At 41.4% G+C, this 16,998-nt stretch carries 16 protein-coding genes; 11 read left to right on the forward strand and 5 right to left on the reverse strand.

Translation table 11 applies throughout. The features are described 5' to 3' along the window. Positions 1 to 26 precede the first annotated feature (26 nt). On the reverse strand, positions 27 to 1,034 hold the full coding sequence (mreBH, locus tag MHB41_RS06955; protein WP_024424745.1) for a rod-share determining protein MreBH: 1,008 nt from the start codon (positions 1,032 to 1,034) through the stop codon (positions 27 to 29). Between the two features lie 276 nt (positions 1,035 to 1,310). Between mreBH and MHB41_RS06960 the strand changes: the two genes are divergently transcribed. From MHB41_RS06960 to ade, 5 genes are all read left to right on the forward strand, one after another. After that, positions 1,311 to 1,589 carry an AbrB/MazE/SpoVT family DNA-binding domain-containing protein gene (locus MHB41_RS06960; RefSeq protein WP_024424746.1) on the forward strand — a complete coding sequence of 93 codons (279 nt, stop codon included), beginning with the start codon at positions 1,311 to 1,313 and terminating at the stop codon, positions 1,587 to 1,589. A 145-nt stretch (positions 1,590 to 1,734) separates the two neighbouring features. Then, entirely contained in the window at positions 1,735 to 3,045 is a 1,311-nt protein-coding gene (locus MHB41_RS06965; protein ID WP_046310821.1) for an ATP-binding protein, read from the forward strand. 4 nt (positions 3,046 to 3,049) lie between these two features. Next, the gene (locus tag MHB41_RS06970) at positions 3,050 to 3,886 is read left to right on the forward strand and encodes a gamma-glutamylcyclotransferase (protein ID WP_340898789.1); all 837 of its coding nucleotides are present in this window, start codon (positions 3,050 to 3,052) and stop codon (positions 3,884 to 3,886) included. 37 nt (positions 3,887 to 3,923) lie between these two features. Next, complete coding sequence (locus MHB41_RS06975; protein WP_008345123.1) at positions 3,924 to 4,592, forward strand: TrkA family potassium uptake protein; 669 nt, start codon at positions 3,924 to 3,926, stop codon at positions 4,590 to 4,592. Positions 4,593 to 4,854: 262 nt separating this feature from the next. Next, complete coding sequence (ade, locus tag MHB41_RS06980) at positions 4,855 to 6,585, forward strand: adenine deaminase (RefSeq protein ID WP_070325778.1); 1,731 nt, start codon at positions 4,855 to 4,857, stop codon at positions 6,583 to 6,585. Positions 6,586 to 6,677: 92 nt separating this feature from the next. On the opposite strand, the gene rnjA is transcribed toward ade, so the two are convergent. After that, positions 6,678 to 8,345, reverse strand: coding sequence for a ribonuclease J1 (gene rnjA, locus MHB41_RS06985; RefSeq protein WP_012009818.1), 1,668 nt, complete (start codon positions 8,343 to 8,345; stop codon positions 6,678 to 6,680). Between the two features lie 5 nt (positions 8,346 to 8,350). Continuing rightward, positions 8,351 to 8,560 carry a DNA-directed RNA polymerase subunit epsilon gene (locus MHB41_RS06990; protein WP_008345114.1) on the reverse strand — a complete coding sequence of 70 codons (210 nt, stop codon included), beginning with the start codon at positions 8,558 to 8,560 and terminating at the stop codon, positions 8,351 to 8,353. Positions 8,561 to 8,957: 397 nt separating this feature from the next. On the opposite strand from MHB41_RS06990, the gene MHB41_RS06995 reads away from it, so the two are divergent. Next, on the forward strand, positions 8,958 to 9,737 hold the full coding sequence (locus MHB41_RS06995) for a Cof-type HAD-IIB family hydrolase (protein WP_024426890.1): 780 nt from the start codon (positions 8,958 to 8,960) through the stop codon (positions 9,735 to 9,737). A gap of 38 nt (positions 9,738 to 9,775) precedes the next feature. Here the strand turns inward: MHB41_RS06995 and def are convergent, their stop codons facing one another. Both def and MHB41_RS07005 read right to left on the reverse strand, forming a co-directional pair. Then, a complete protein-coding gene (gene def / locus MHB41_RS07000) occupies positions 9,776 to 10,333 on the reverse strand; it encodes a peptide deformylase (RefSeq protein WP_024424751.1) in 558 nt (185 codons plus the stop codon). A 111-nt stretch (positions 10,334 to 10,444) separates the two neighbouring features. Next, complete coding sequence (locus MHB41_RS07005; protein WP_034281949.1) at positions 10,445 to 10,633, reverse strand: YjcZ family sporulation protein; 189 nt, start codon at positions 10,631 to 10,633, stop codon at positions 10,445 to 10,447. 232 nt (positions 10,634 to 10,865) lie between these two features. Here MHB41_RS07005 and MHB41_RS07010 point away from each other — a divergent pair, with 232 nt between their 5' ends. From MHB41_RS07010 to lpdA, 5 genes are all read left to right on the forward strand, one after another. Further along, a complete protein-coding gene (locus MHB41_RS07010) occupies positions 10,866 to 11,534 on the forward strand; it encodes a YkyA family protein (RefSeq protein WP_340898787.1) in 669 nt (222 codons plus the stop codon). A 410-nt stretch (positions 11,535 to 11,944) separates the two neighbouring features. Beyond that, positions 11,945 to 13,060 (forward strand): pyruvate dehydrogenase (acetyl-transferring) E1 component subunit alpha, encoded by a 1,116-nt coding sequence (gene pdhA, locus MHB41_RS07015; RefSeq protein WP_024424754.1) that lies wholly within the window; start codon positions 11,945 to 11,947, stop codon positions 13,058 to 13,060. A gap of 3 nt (positions 13,061 to 13,063) precedes the next feature. Continuing rightward, on the forward strand, positions 13,064 to 14,041 hold the full coding sequence (gene pdhB, locus MHB41_RS07020) for a pyruvate dehydrogenase complex E1 component subunit beta (protein ID WP_012009824.1): 978 nt from the start codon (positions 13,064 to 13,066) through the stop codon (positions 14,039 to 14,041). A 107-nt stretch (positions 14,042 to 14,148) separates the two neighbouring features. Then, a complete protein-coding gene (locus MHB41_RS07025; protein WP_024426891.1) occupies positions 14,149 to 15,489 on the forward strand; it encodes a dihydrolipoamide acetyltransferase family protein in 1,341 nt (446 codons plus the stop codon). Between the two features lie 4 nt (positions 15,490 to 15,493). Next, complete coding sequence (gene lpdA, locus MHB41_RS07030) at positions 15,494 to 16,906, forward strand: dihydrolipoyl dehydrogenase (RefSeq protein WP_024426892.1); 1,413 nt, start codon at positions 15,494 to 15,496, stop codon at positions 16,904 to 16,906. Positions 16,907 to 16,998 lie beyond the last annotated feature (92 nt).

Raw genomic sequence — 16,998 nt, forward strand, 5'->3', positions numbered from 1 at the left:
ACAAAAAAAGAAGTAGAACAAGAAGATTATTTTAAAGTTTTTTGCAATTTGTCGATCACTTCTAATGAACGACCTGTTCCAATGGCAACAGATTCAAGGGGATTGGCTGCAATATGGACTGGAACAACAATCTCTTGAGAAAGCCATTCTTGAATTCCATTTAAAAGAGCGCCTCCGCCAGTTAAAATGACGCCGCGGTCTACAATATCTCCGCTTAGCTCTGGAGGGCTGTCCTCTAATGTGGCACGGATCGCTTCTAAAATATGAAGAAGTGATTCTCGCATGGCGCCTTGAATTTCATGAGAGACAAGTGTGATCGTTTTTGGCAGACCTGTCACAAGGTCGCGACCGCGCACTTCTAATGATTCAGGCTCATGTTCAATAAGACCATATCCAATTTCCATTTTCACCTGCTCGGCAGTCCGTTCGCCGATTAATAGGTTATATTTCTTTCTGACAAACGTAATGATATCTTCATCCAGCTGATCGCCGCCAATTCGGATCGAATGACAAGAGACAACGCCGCCAAATGAAATGATCGCAACTTCTGTTGTTCCGCCGCCAATATCGACTACGACGTTCGCCACAGGCTCGTCTACCGGAAGATCAGCACCGATTGCAGCTGCAACAGGTTCTTCAATTAAATGCACATGCTTTGCTCCGCAGTTTTTCACAGCATCGCTGATGGCGCGGCGCTCAACAGCTGTTGAACCAGAAGGTGTACATACAACGACAGTTGGCTTTCTGAAGGTAAACCCGATATTTTTTCCTGCTTTTTTCATGATTTGTTTAAGTAAATCTGTTGTCATATCATAATCAGCGATGACACCGTCTTTCATCGGACGGATCGCAACAATTTTCCCAGGTGTTTTCCCGATCATTTCTTTTGCTTCTGATCCGACGGCAAGTACAGTCTTTGTTTCTGTATCGACTGCTACGACGGACGGTTCATTTAAAATAATTCCCTTATTTTTACTATAAACCAATATGTTAGCTGTTCCTAAATCAATTCCAATTTCGGCATTTTGAAACATGTTTTCACCCAATCTCTATTTTTGCTGTTTTAAACAATTTTACATTTAAAAGTTCAGAGGGTTGATGTCATTTGTGGGGGTTTGTGATCACCTTGAAATGAATCTGTAAAATTCAAGTATCATTTTGACAATCACAATAAATTTTCCCTTTGTTTTTTCTTTTATGAAAAAAATTTTTATAGAGGAGAAACCTTTTAAGAATCTCTTACGTCTACGATATATCAATTGGTGAAAAACAGATTGATCTTGAGCTAATGAAAGAAAGAGGGAACGAAATTGAAATCTATCGGAGTCGTAAGAAAAGTAGACGAACTAGGGCGTATTGTGATGCCAATCGAATTGAGAAGAGCACTTGATATCGCTATTAAAGACAGTATGGAATTTTTTATAGATGGAGATAAAATCGTCTTGAAAAAATATCAGCCAGAGGGCGTTTGTCTCATGACTGGTGAGATTACATCAGAGAACCATGAATATGGAAATGGTCAAATTACATTAAGCGCTGAAGGCGCAGAACTGCTGTTAAAAGAACTGCAAGAAGCTCTTCAGAAGTAATCAAAATAGCCTGCTCTCTTCCTCTGTGCTGAGAACAGGCTATTTTTTCTTTAAAAAAGTTCCTTAAAAATGCCCCATCTCCCTCAAAAAATAAGTGGAAAATGGTACAATTGACAAAGAATCTCAGGGCGGCAGGTGGAATCATTTGAACAAAACATATCAAGTTCGGATCGTGTTATCTGTTCTTGCATTTATCTTAATCATAAGCTGGGATTTCTTTTATTATGTAGGCGGCTATCAAATTAATTGGCCGCTCGATCTAGCCTTTACAGTCGTTGTGTTAGCAGGGATCTGGGTTGTCTCAGGATATGTAGACCGCTTGAATTTACTTGTGTCAGATCTAAATAAGAGAGAAAAAGAAGCACACGAACTGACAGAGCGGTTGAATCGAATTACAGATAACTTGCAAGAAATTGTCTTTGAAACAGATGAAAAAGGGCACATCATTTTCTTAAATCAAGCATGGAAACAAATGACCGGCTATGACATAGATGAATGTCTAGGTACGATGTACAATCAGTACTTTGATCAAGAAGAAAGAGTTATTCAGCATTTGTCATCTGTCATCAAAGAGCATAAAGATTCAGGGCGGATCGAGCTGCAGCTTCTTCATAAAGAGGGAAAGAAAGTATGGGGAGACGTTCATTATAAGCTCTACTTTGATGAGGAGCACCAGTTTACTGGAGGTATTGGAACAGTTGCAGATATTACAAAACAAAAGCTGGCAAAGCTTGAGCTTGAAAAATCAAATCAACAAGTGCAAATGCAGGCGCAAAAGCTGGCCGTTGCAGGACAAATAGCCGCTGGAATCGCCCATGAAGTCAGAAATCCGCTGACCTCAGTAAACGGCTTTTTACAGCTGATGAAAACACAATATCCTGAAAGAACCGATTATTTTGACATTATCTTTTCTGAAATTAAACGGATTGATTTTGTTTTAAGTGAGCTGCTGGTGCTGGCAAAGCCGCAGTCGGTCCATTTTCAAGAAGTTCAGCTTCATGGACTGTTAGAACAGGTTATTACATTGCTAAAAACCAATGCAGTCCTTTCGAATATTGATCTCAAACAGCCATTTAAAAAGCAGGATGCCGGCGCTATATTAGCAGACGCTAACCAAATGAAGCAGCTGTTCATTAATTTAATCAAAAATGCCATTGAGGCAATGCCTGAAGGCGGCAGTATATACATATCAACAGAAAAAGTGATGAACGAATGGAAAATTACCATTCAAGATGAAGGAAAAGGGATGTCTGAAGAGGATATTCAGAAAATATATGATCCTTTCTTCTCCACAAAAACAGAAGGGACGGGACTTGGCCTCACCATCTGTGCAGCGATTTTAAAAGATCATCACGGTAGGATGGATGTGGTCAGTGAGCTGGGAAAAGGTACAGCTTTTCATATCTATTTACCTGTGTGGCAAAAAAGCAGACACCAGCAAGGCGAGAGGACGTGATTTCATGAAGGAGAAAGCTTTATTTGTATATGGGACGCTTCTGCAGCATGAAGAGCACCACGAGACGTATATGAAAGAAAGCAGGCCATTAGCTAAATCAGCTTGGATCAGCGGCAGAATCTATGATACAGGTCAAGGATACCCTGCGTGCGTTCCAAAAGAGAAAAGCACAGTATATGGAGAATTGTACGAGGTAACCGCAAGCACGCTGAATAAGATAGATTTGCTTGAGGAAGGGTATGACAAGCAGGTGGTCGATGTCATGACAGACAAAGGGCCGGTGGCGGCTGTTACATACACTTTACCAAAGCAGAAGGCATCATCGCTGAAGGAGATCGAGAGCGGCTGCTGGAAGGAATATAGAATGTGGCAGCAGAAGCCGGCATCCTTCTATTATTTTGCCTATGGCTCCTGTATGGATGATGCAAGATTTAAACTGGCAGAAGTTGATCATTATTTTAAACAAATCATCGGCGGCGGTGCTCTGAACGGCTTTACAACTAGATTTACATTGGTAAGGCCTGATGGATCAAGAGCCGATATGGTAGAAGACGGCGGAGAAACAGAGGGTGTTTTATATGAGGTTCCTTTTGATGCCATTCGATATTTGTACAAACGAGAAGGCGTCTATGAGGGCACATATCGTCCAGCTTTTGTCGATGTCAAAATAGGTGATCAAATATATGAAGACTGTTTAACCTTTCTTGTTCTTCAAAAGAGCGAAGAAATTGCTCCGCCAGGTCATTACCGCAGTGAAATTGAAAAAGGAGCAGATCTTTACTTAAGTGAAGCATTCCGCAAAAAAATTCGCTCGCATATGGATTCATTAATCAAACCGTAGTAAAATGCATAGTAAGTGAGATAAAAGGAGTCTGAACATGAAAAAGGAATATGCAGTCATTGGTCTTGGACGCTTTGGCGGAAGTATTTGTAAGGCGCTCAGCGAAGAAGGACTTGAAGTCATGGCCATGGATATGAATGAAGATCGAGTGAACGAATACGCGAAAATTGCCTCACATGCGGTCATTGGTGATTCGACGGACGAATCTGTTTTAAAAAATCTCGGCATCCGCAATTTTGATCATGTCATCGTTGCGATTGGTGAAAACATTCAGGCCAGTATTTTAACGACGATTATGCTGAAAGAGCTTGGCGTTAAAATGGTCACAGTAAAAGCGCAAAACGATTACCACGAAAAGGTGTTAAATAAAATTGGAGCTGATCGTATCGTTCATCCAGAGCGGGACATGGGCAGACGAATTGCACATAAAATCATCTCCAATAACGTATTAGATTATCTTGAGCTGTCAGATGAGTACAGCCTCATTGAAATCGTTGCCAACAGCAGGCTTGCAGGGCATTCTCTTTTAGATCTCGATATTAGAGCGAGATATGGCATTAATATTGTGGCGATTAAGCGTGGAAAAGAAGTGATTGTTTCACCGCTCGCAGATGAAATGATACAAAAAGAAGATATTCTGATTGTCATTGGGGCAGTTGCCGATATCGGACGTTTTGAAAAACGAGAAATGCAGAACGATTATTAAACACTCCTAGGCGGGGTGTTTTTTAATATGATTGTGTACACATGAGGTGGACAGTGAAGAGGGAAGAAGACATTAAAAGGGCTGTTTTGTTCTGCATAAACAGCTAAAAGTCATTCATCATATTTTTCATGCAATTATCACTATTCAGAAATAAAAATCAGTCTTTTTATCTGGGTGATTTTCTCTAAATGTCATTGACTGGGCAAACAGATTCGTTTACGATAAGAAACATTATATTGTTTACTTGGAGGAGGCAGTGTCGTTGGATAAGGAGCTTTTCAGACATCAAATTGAGGTAGCTGCAAAGAGAAAAAAAGCAGCCCTAGTGATTAAACATGCGAAAGTTATGGACGTGTTTAACCAGGAATGGATAGACGCTGATGTCGCTGTTGAAAATGGACAAATAGTAGGGATTGGAGAGTACGAGGGAGAACAGGAGCTGGATGCAGCAGGTCAAATGCTTGTACCCGGTTTTATTGATGGCCACGTTCATATCGAGTCCTCTATGGTTACCCCTGCTGAATTCTCCAAAGCTGTCGTCCCGCGCGGTGTGACAACTGTCGTAACAGACCCGCATGAAATTGCCAATGTGTCAGGGATCACAGGCATCCGTTTTATGCTGGAAGAAGCGAGAAAAGCTGCCTTAAATATTTATTTCATGCTGCCATCCTGCGTACCGGCAGTCAGTTTTGAACGATCAGGTGCTGTTTTAAAAGCGAAAGATTTAAAGCCTTTGTATCAAGAGAAAGAGGTTCTTGGTCTTGCTGAGGTGATGGATTACGTCGGTGTGGAGCAGGCAGAAGAAGATATGCTTCAAAAGCTGCTTGATGCTCAAAACGAGAATAAATTGATTGATGGCCATCTAGCAGGCTTAACAGACCGATTAATAAACGTTTACCGCACAGCGAATGTCCAAACAGATCACGAGGTGACAACAGCCGAAGAAGCCCTTGCACGTGTAAAACGAGGCATGTATGTCATGCTGAGAGAAGGCTCTGTTGCCAAAAACGTGAAAAGCGTTTTACCAGCTGTGAATGAAAAGAATGCGAGACGCTTTTTCTTTTGTACCGATGATAAACATTTAGATGATTTAATGGCTGAAGGAAGTATTGATGAACAAGTACGTATGTCTATAAAAGAAGGGTTAGACCCATTTTTAGCGTATCAAATGGGAAGTTTAAACGCAGCAGAGTGTTTTGGCCTCAAAACAAAGGGAGCCATTGCACCAGGCTTTGATGCTGATTTTATGCTCGTCTCTGATCTTCATCAAGTAGACATTACCAGCGTATTTATTGCTGGAGAATTAGTGGCGCAGCATGGAGAGTACAAGCCAGGTGTCGAAAAAATTGCACCGAGTCCAGCCTTATTACAATCTGTTCATGCTATAGACGTTCAAGAGCAAGATTTGGCTCTGCCTATCACAGCTCATCAAAAAATGAATGTCATCCGCATTATTCCAAATCAGCTAGAAACAAAATTAGAACAAATCTCTCCTTCAGAAACGAACGGACAATTCACTAGTGATACAGAAAGAGATCTATTAAAAATGGTGCTTGTCGAACGCCATCAAGGCTTATCTGAAATGGGGATAGGGATTGTCAGCGGCTTTGGATTAGAAAAGGGCGCAATTGCAACAACGGTTGCGCATGATTCTCACAATTTAATTGCGGTTGGCACAAATGATGCTGATATCGTGAAAGCCATTGACTCGTTAAAAGAAGCAGGCGGCGGTTTGACTGTTGTCAAAGAGGGCCAGACTCTTCATACACTGCCATTACCGATCTCTGGTTTACTTTCAAATCAGCCGGCACATCTTGTAAATGAAAGCCTTTATGCACTCCATGAAGCGTTAAAAGAAACAGGTTTTATTTTAGACTTTAATCCGTTTTTGACGCTGTCCTTCTTGGCACTCCCAGTCATTCCTGATGTGAAAATGACGACAAAGGGTTTGTTTGATGTCAGAAGCTTTCAGCATCTCCCAATTCAATCATAAAAAGAGAGAAACCGCATATGTATATATGCGGTTTTTTCAATGAACGGTGAAAAAAAGAGACACAGCCAAGCGGCTTGTGTCTCTTTTTGTGATTACACTTCCATAATAATCGGTAAGATCATTGGACGGCGTCTTGTTTTTTCATAAAGGAAAGGTGCAAGGGTGTCAGTAATTTCGTTCTTAATTTCAGACCACTGAGTTGTCTTACGTTCCATTACTTTTTCAAGATGCTTCGAAATTAAATCCTGTGCATCGTTGATCAGGTCTCCAGATTCTCTCATGTAGACAAAACCTCTTGAGATCAAATCAGGACCAGCAGAGATTTTGAATTCTTTCATGTCCATGCTGACGACCACAATAACAAGGCCCTCTTCAGAAAGAATGCGGCGGTCTCTTAAAACGATGTTTCCGATATCGCCAATACCGCTTCCGTCGATATACACGTTGCCTGATGGGATTTTGCCAGCGACACTTGCTTCGTCACCTTTCAGTGCAAGAACTTCACCGTTATCCATGATAAAGCAGTTTTCCTCAGGGATGCCGCAATCATTCGCAAGTTTGATATGCGTTTTTTGCATGCGGTATTCACCGTGAATCGGCATAAAGAATTTTGGTTTAATTAAACGGAGCATGAGTTTTTGTTCTTCTTGTCCGCCGTGACCAGATGTATGAATATTATTTAGCGAGCCATGAATGACCTCAGCACCTGCACGATAAAGCTGGTTAATGGTGCGGCTTACACTAATATTGTTACCTGGGATCGGTGAAGATGAGAAGACAACAGTGTCTCCAGGGTTAATGGAAATCTGGCGGTGAGTACCGTTCGCAATACGAGAAAGAGCTGCCATCGGTTCACCCTGGCTTCCAGTACAAAGAATGGTCACTTTGTTTGCTGGAAGGCGGTTGATTTCATTATGTTCAATAAACGTGTTTTTTGGACATTTAATATAGCCAAGATCTTGTCCAATATCAATAGCAGACTCCATACTGCGTCCAAATACAGCGACTTTTCTGCCGTTGGCAACAGCAGACTCAATCACTTGCTGAAGTCTGTGAATGTTTGAAGCAAACGTGGCAAAGATGATGCGTCCATCGACTTTTCTAAAGATGTCATCAATGCTTTCACCTACGCGTCTTTCAGACATCGTAAATTCTGGGATTTCACTGTTTGTACTATCAGATAAAAGACAAAGAACGCCTTCTTTTCCGATCTCAGCCATTTTGGTTAAATTGGCAGGCTCGCCAACAGGAGTAAAGTCAAACTTGAAATCACCTGTATGTACGATGTTACCAGGAGGTGTCTTCACGACAATTCCATAAGAATCTGGAATACTGTGTGTCGTTCTAAAGAAAGACACAGCTGTTTTTCTAAATTTAATGGTATCTTCTTCTTCAAAAATGTGAAGTTTTGTTTGTCTCAAGAGACCATGCTCTTCCAATTTATTACGAAGTAGGCCGATTGCGAGTTTGCCGCCGTAAACTGGAATATTCACTTGCTTGAGAAGGTAAGGGATACCGCCGATGTGGTCTTCATGTCCGTGAGTGATGAAAAGACCTTTGATTTTATCTTCGTTTTTAACTAAGTACGTATAGTCAGGGATGACGTAGTCAATTCCAAGAAGCTCGTCTTCAGGAAACTTAATGCCTGCATCAATTAAAATGATTTCATCTTGAAATTGAACGCCATACGTGTTTTTACCGATCTCGCCTAAACCGCCGAGCGCAAAAACTGCCGCCTGATCGTTTTTAACAAATTTCATTCCTCTCATAGCTCCAATACTTTAAAATTTTCACTTTCTCGTTCATAGTCTAAAAAAGCACCGTCTACAGGCTGAATGAATTCAATGTTGTAGTTATGTTTTTTCAACTTATCGCGTACGTCTCTTTCAGAAACCGCTTCAACGTATAGTGAATCTGTGTGTTCTCTTACAGGTACCTCAGTAGTACTTGCCTGAAAAAATACCTTATATATCATCCAAATCTCTCCTTAAATACCGTATGTTACACTCGCTTATTCTATTATATTAAAAAAACGCGCATAAGAAAAGTCTCTGAGAAAAAAGGACCTTCGGCAAATGTGCGGAAGATCCTTTTAAGCAATTGATTTTTTGCGAAGCATGTCCTTCCATTGTCTTCGAATTTTCTTACGCAGACGACGAAGCATCACATGCCGCCTCCTTTCGGGTTGAAGTAAGCTTAACCAGTGTGTTCCGGTCTCTCTATATACTTGTATTATATGATGTTTCTATTGAATGTTACATGGTTATATGTGGGAAATAGGCGCTTTCAAAAGGAATTGGTTTCGAAAGCTGAAATCTTTCTGTATGATGAAAGGGAGTGTGTATACATAACGAAGAGCAGGAGGGCGAGATATGAATAAAAAAGTCATCTTCTTTGATATCGACGGTACTTTATATGACCATGATAAAAATATACCTGAGTCAACGAAGCGAGCGGTTCATTTATTAAAAGAAAAAGGTCATCATCTCTTTATTGCATCTGGGCGTTCTCCTTTTCTGATCCGGCCCATTTTAGAAGAATTAGGGCTTGACTCATTCATTGCTTATAACGGTCAGTATGTCATGTATGAGGGAGACGTTATTTACGGCAATCCGCTGAAGCAGGAGCTGATGGAGCGGATTTATGAGACAGCGGATCGACATGATCATCCGCTCGTTTTTATGGGAGAAGAAACGATGAAGGCGTCTGTGCCGAATCATCCGTTTATCCATGAAGGAATCGGTACTTTGAAAACAGAGCATCCTGAGCACGATGTATCTTTCTTTAAAGAAAACGACATTTTTCAAATGCTGTTATTTTGTAAGGCAGAAGAGGAAGTGGAGTATAAGGCATTCCGCGAAGAAATTGACCTTGTCAGATGGCATGAGCTGTCAACGGACGTTCTGCCAAAAGGCGGATCAAAAGCTGAAGGAATCAAACGAGTCATCGAAAGACTTCCTTACGATCAAAAGGATACCATTGCCTTTGGAGACGGATTGAATGATAGAGAAATGATTTCGTTTGCTGGAACAGGCGTGGCGATGGGAAATGCTGTGAGTGAACTGAAAGCATTGGCTGATTTTGTGACAAAGCCGGTAGATGAGGACGGCATATTCCATGCAGTGACCCAGCTTGGCCTCATTGAAGAATAAAAAAGAAGACCCTTAGATCGCGGGTCTTCTTTTTTATGTTATGATCTGCCGATCGCAACAGAGTTTTCTGGCTCAGCGAACGGCTGATCCTTTTGAATATGATCATAAAACATAATGCCATTTAAATGGTCAATTTCATGCTGAAAAACAATAGCGGGGAACCCTTTTAGACGGATATCAATGTCCTCTCCTTCAAGCGTAGTGGCCTTGACCCTGATTTTTTGATATCGAGGAACAAATCCAGGGATGGCTTCATCAACTGATAAGCAGCCTTCACCAGTCGCTAAATAAGCTCTTTTGACTGAATGACTGACAATACGAGGGTTAAACAGAGCATAGCTGTATTCTTCTCCGTCTTCATCCTCACAGTGAACAGCGATCATGCGTTTACTAATATTGATTTGCGGAGCTGCCAATCCAACGCCGGGTCTAAGTCCGTATTTTTCAGCAATGTCAGCATCCTGACTGTTTTTGACGAATTCGATCATGTCAGCTAATTGCTGTTTTTCCTCTTCTGTCGGCGGGAGCTCGACCGCTTCAGCTGTTTGTCTTAAGACGGGATGTCCGTCCCTTACGATATCATCCATGGTAATCACAAAACTTCACTCCTATTTCCTTTGTATGTAAAGTATATAAAATGATACACAACATATGCAATGAAATAAAGAAGACCGGTCCTGTGAGACCGGTCAAAGGCTTAAACAGCCTTAGCAGCAGCCACCGCCGCCGCCTAAGAATGCTGCGCCAACAATGATTAATAGGATGAAAAGCACAACGATTAAAGCGAATGTACGTCCGCCGCCGTATCCGTATCCACCGCCATAACTTGGGTAACAACAGCCGCCGCCATATCCGCCACCGAATCCATACCCGTAACCGCCGTATCCACCATACATACTTCCATGACTATAATTAGACATACTTTTGACCTCCTTTGGAAATACACTTTGCCTCTCATAAGTGAAGGCGAAGCGTGTAATATAAACTATGTATGAATGCACTATTTGTATAGTCATGCGCCTATTGCTTGAAAAAAATCTTCTCCGCCTCACATGACTGACCTCTTTCCTTGTCACAAACGTCTATAAAAATTATAGTGGTATGTGGAGATGTAAAGGGGGCCTTGTGATGAGACAGATGAAAAAAAGCATGAAAGCAGGTGCTGCTTTAGCGGGGATATGTACCCTTTTGCTGACAGGGTGCGGAGGTCAAAGTCCGTTCAATGATATGCAGGACGCGATGACGAAAATGAGTGAAAAAGAAGCATCCTTCGAAAAAGAGCAAGGTACACTGCAAAGCTATGAGGAAAAAGAGCAGAAGCTGTATAAAAAAATGATTCAAACAACCAAGGACCATACAAAAACAGTGGCAAGCCTTTCTGATCAGGCGTTAGCATCGGCAGCACAAAGAGAAGAACATTTAAAAACAGAAAAAGTCAGTATGGATGAATCGAAAAAAGAATTGAAAACAGTAAAGGAATCTGCTGCACGATTGCAAGATGCGGGGTTAAAAGAGAAAGCAGATCAAACGGTCAAATCAATCGAGAAACGATATGCGTCATATGATCAGCTTTACAAGGAGTATCAAAAGGCGCTGAAACAAGATCAGCTTTTGTATCAATCTTTAAAGAAAAAGGATCTAGGATATGAAGAGCTGAAGTCAAAGCTGAAGACCGTGAATCGTTCATATAGCAAAGTCAGAAAAGAAAGTAAGAAGTTCAATCGATATACAGACCAATTGAATGATCATAAAAAGGCTTTGTATAAAGCAGCAGATCAAGGATCGAAAAAGAGCTGAAAAAACAGCTCTTTTTTTATTTTTCGACAAAAACAAACATTTTCTATTGTAGTACAGCAGTACACTCTATACTAGTACAGATTAGGTTGTTTGTTAAACAGATTGATACAGTTCACCATAAAAAGTAAAGCGAATACATTTATTTAAATAAAGCCGTTAAATCAATTGACGGACTATTTTTCTTGTTGTAAACTATTCCTTGTTAACAGAAGTTGTATTAGTTTTTTGTGAACTATCGTTAATACAGTTATAAGGGCTCAAAAACGAGTGATCAACCAATGTTTCGACAATGATCTTAGTGGCTATTATATACAGGAGTCATATGAGTATTTTGGGTTATCCTATATCTGTATGTATAAATGGATTCACGACAAATGGACTGTTAAAAGAAAGGAAGAGGTGACTTTAGAATGGCTGCAAAAACAAAAAAAGCAATTGTTGATAGCAAAAAGCAATTTGATGCCATCAAAAAGCAGTTTGAAACGTTTCAAATTTTAAACGAAAAAGGCGAAGTCGTAAACGAAGCGGCAATGCCGGATCTTTCAGATGACCAATTAAAAGAATTAATGCGCCGTATGGTGTTTACACGAGTATTAGATCAACGTTCAATTTCATTGAACCGTCAAGGACGTCTTGGCTTCTATGCGCCAACAGCTGGACAAGAGGCTTCTCAGCTTGCAACTCACTTTGCACTTGAGAAAGAAGATTTCATTCTTCCAGGATATCGTGATGTACCACAATTAATCTGGCATGGTCTTCCGCTAACAAAAGCATTCTTGTTCTCTCGCGGACACTTTGTTGGTAACCAAATGCCTGAAGATGTGAATGCACTTTCACCGCAAATCATTATCGGTGCTCAAATCATTCAAGCTGCTGGTGTAGCTCTTGGTTTGAAAAAGCGCGGTAAAAAAGCTGTTGCAATCACTTACACTGGTGACGGTGGAGCTTCACAAGGTGATTTCTACGAAGGTATTAACTTTGCAGGGGCTTACAAAGCGCCAGCGATTTTTGTTGTCCAAAACAACAGATATGCGATCTCTACACCTGTTGAAAAGCAGTCTGCTGCACAAACAATTGCGCAAAAAGCAGCTGCAGCTGGTATCGTAGGCGTACAAGTTGACGGTATGGATGCATTAGCTGTTTATGCAGCAACTGCTGAAGCTCGTGAGCGCGCTGTAAATGGTGAAGGTCCAACATTAATCGAAACTCTTACATTCCGTTACGGCCCACATACAATGGCTGGTGACGATCCAACAAGATATCGTACAAAAGAAGATGAAAACGAGTGGGAGCAAAAAGATCCATTGGTACGCTACCGCAAATTCTTGGAAAACAAAGGCCTATGGTCTGAAGAAGAAGAGAATAAAGTGATTGAAGATGCAAAAGAACAAATCAAACAAGCGATCAAAGAAGCTGACGAACAGCCTAAGCAAAAAGTCACTGACTTGATTGAAAACATGTACGATGTAAAACCATTCAACTTAGTTGAACAGCTTGAAATTTACAAACAGAAGGAGTCGAAGTAAGCCATGGCGCAAATGACAATGATTCAAGCGATCACTGATGCGTTACGCACAGAACTGAAAAATGACGAAAACGTTCTCGTTTTCGGAGAAGACGTTGGTAAAAACGGCGGCGTATTCCGTGCGACTGAAGGATTGCAAAAAGAGTTTGGTGAGGATCGTGTATTCGATACTCCACTTGCTGAATCTGGTATTGGCGGTCTTGCTATTGGCCTTGGACTACAAGAATTCCGCCCGGTAATGGAAATTCAATTCTTCGGATTCGTTTACGAAGTATTAGATTCTGTTTCTGGACAAATGGCTCGTATGCGTTACCGTTCTGGCGGACGCTGGCATTCTCCAGTGACAATCCGTTCTCCATTCGGCGGGGGAGTTCACACACCTGAGCTTCACGCTGACAGCTTAGAAGGTCTTATCGCACAACAGCCTGGTATCAAGGTTGTTATTCCTTCAACACCTTACGATGCAAAAGGACTTTTAATTTCTGCAATTCGTGACAACGATCCTGTAGTGTTCCTTGAGCATATGAAACTTTATCGTTCTTTCCGTCAGGAAGTTCCTGAAGAAGAGTACACAATTGAAATCGGTAAAGCTGACGTGAAACGTGAAGGTTCTGACCTTTCAATCATCACTTACGGTGCAATGGTTCACGAATCACTAAAAGCTGCTGAAGAGCTAGAAAAAGAAGGCGTTTCTGCTGAAGTGATCGACCTTCGCACAGTAAGCCCGCTTGATATTGAAACAATCATCGCTTCTGTTGAAAAAACAGGCCGTGCGATCGTTGTTCAAGAAGCACAAAAACAAGCTGGTATTGCTGCAAACGTAGTAGCTGAAATCAATGACAGAGCGATCCTTAGCTTGGAAGCACCAGTACTTCGTGTAGCTGCACCTGATACTGTATTTGCTTTCTCTCAAGCTGAGAGCGTATGGCTTCCAAACCATAAAGATGTACTTGAAACAGCAAAGAAAGTTCTTGAATTTTAATTAAATGACAGAGGGGAAAAGAATTTATTTCTCTTCCCCTTTATCAATTACATGACCGTGTAAATATACACAACAAGGGTTCAACAAAATCTAGGAGGCGAAAAACAGTGGCATTTGAATTTAAACTTCCGGACATCGGAGAAGGTATCCACGAAGGTGAGATCGTTAAGTGGTTTGTTAAACCAAACGACGAAATCAATGAAGATGACGTTTTAGCAGAGGTACAAAATGATAAAGCAGTTGTAGAAATTCCTTCACCTGTTAAAGGAAAAGTATTAGAATTAAAAGTTGAAGAGGGAACAGTTGCAACTGTAGGACAAACAATCATTACGTTTGATGCACCTGGTTACGAAAATCTTCAATTTAAAGGCAGCGAAGAAGAAGGCGAAGCAAAAACTGAAGCTCAAGTACAAGGTACTGCTGAAGCTGGTAACGAGCCAGAGAAGAAAGAAGTAGCACAAGAAGAAGCGGCAGCAGCAACTGGTGCAGGCGCACAAGAGCAAGTAGACGCTGATCCAAACAAACGCGTGATCGCTATGCCATCTGTACGTAAATATGCTCGCGAAAAAGGCGTGGAAATTTACAAAGTTGCAGGTTCTGGTAAAAACGGCCGTGTGTTAAAAGAAGATATCGACAGCTTCGTTAATGGTGGTTCTGCAGCTCAAGAAGCAGCACCTCAAGCAGCTGAAAGTGCGAAAGAAGAAGCAGCTCCTAAAGCGGCAGCAGCTCCAGTTCTTGAAGGAGAATTCCCAGAAACTCGCGAGAAAATGAGCGGAATCCGCAAAGCAATCGCAAAAGCAATGGTGAACTCTAAGCATACAGCTCCTCACGTAACATTAATGGATGAAGTTGATGTAACAAACCTTGTTGCACATCGTAAACAATTCAAACAAGTTGCAGCTGATCAAGGAATCAAGTTAACTTACTTGCCTTACGTTGTAAAAGCTCTAACTTCTGCTTTGAAAAAGTACCCAGTACTTAACACTTCTATCGATGATAAAACAGATGAAGTTGTTCAAAAGCATTACTACAACATCGGAATTGCAGCTGACACTGAAAAAGGCTTGCTAGTTCCAGTTGTAAAAAATGCAGATCGCAAAGCGATTTTCGAAGTTTCTAACGAAATCAATGAGCTTGCAACAAAAGCACGTGATGGTAAATTGGCTCCAGCTGAAATGAAAGGTGCATCTTGCACAATCACAAACATCGGTTCTGCTGGTGGACAATGGTTTACTCCAGTCATCAACCACCCAGAAGTAGCGATCCTTGGTATTGGCCGTATCGCTGAAAAAGCGGTTGTTCGTGATGGCGAAATCGTTGCAGCTCCTGTCTTAGCTCTTTCCCTAAGCTTTGACCACCGTATGATTGACGGAGCTACTGCGCAAAATGCCCTTAACCACATCAAGCGTTTATTGAATGATCCACAATTAATTTTAATGGAGGCGTAATGTCATGGTAGTAGGAGATTTCCCAATCGAAACAGATACTCTTGTCATCGGTGCAGGTCCTGGTGGATATGTAGCTGCTATTCGTGCTGCACAGCTTGGACAAAAAGTAACAATCGTTGAAAAAGGAACACTTGGCGGTGTATGTCTAAACGTTGGCTGTATCCCTTCAAAAGCATTAATCAATGCTGGCCATCGTTTTGAAAATGCTAAGCATTCTGAAGACATGGGTATCAAAGCTGAAAACGTAACAGTTGATTTCACAAAAGTTCAAGAGTGGAAAGCTTCTGTTGTTAATAAGTTAACAGGTGGAGTTCAAGGTCTTCTTAAAGGAAATAAAGTAGACATCGTCAAAGGTGAAGCTTATTTCGTAGACAGCAACTCTGTACGTGTAATGGATGATAATTCAGCACAGACTTACACTTTCAAAAATGCAATTCTTGCAACTGGATCTCGTCCAATTGAATTGCCTACTTTTAAATACACAGACCGCGTGATCAACTCAACTGGTGCTTTAGCGCTTAAAGAAGTACCTAAAAAGTTAGTTGTCATCGGTGGTGGATACATCGGTACTGAGCTTGGTACTGCTTATGCAAACTTTGGAACAGAAGTTGTGATCCTTGAAGGTGGAGACGAAATCCTTCCAGGTTTCGAAAAGCAAATGAGCTCATTGGTTAAACGTAACCTGAAGAAAAAAGGAAACGTTGAAATCCATACAAACGCTCTTGCAAAAGGCGTTGAAGAAAAATCTGATGGTGTCACTGTTACGTTCGAAGTAAAAGGCGAAGAAAAAACAGTTGATGCTGATTACGTACTTGTGACTGTTGGTCGTCGTCCAAACACTGATGAGCTTGGTCTTGAGCAAGTTGGTGTTGAATTGACTGACCGCGGAGTTGTCAAAACAGACAAACAATGCCGTACAAGCGTATCTAACATCTATGCAATTGGTGACATCGTGGATGGACCACCACTTGCTCACAAAGCTTCTTACGAAGGTAAAATTGCAGCTGAAGCAATCGCTGGAGAGCCAGCTGAAATTGATTACCTTGGTATTCCTGCTGTTGTATTCTCTGAGCCAGAACTTGCAACTGTTGGATACACTGAAGCAGAAGCAAAAGCAGAAGGAATCGAAATCGTTGCAGCGAAATTCCCATTCGCAGCGAACGGACGTGCACTTTCTCTTGATGCAACTGATGGCTTCATGAAAATGATCACTCGTAAAGAGGATGGTCTAGTGATCGGTGCTCAAATCGCAGGTGTTGGCGCTTCTGATATGATTTCAGAGCTTAGCCTTGCAATCGAAGCTGGAGTAACTGCTGAAGATATCGCTATGACAATTCACGCTCACCCAACATTAGGTGAAATTACAATGGAAACGGCTGAAGTAGCAATCGGAAGCCCAATCCACATCGTAAAATAATGAAACCTATGAAACCCTCTCCTTGATGGAGAGGGTTTTTTTGACGCCCTGAACACCATATGAAAAACCCCTCATGAGGTGAGGGGTTTCAG

The organism is Bacillus sp. FSL H7-0578 (assembly GCF_038630855.1).
Lineage (GTDB): Bacteria > Bacillota > Bacilli > Bacillales > Bacillaceae > Bacillus > Bacillus safensis.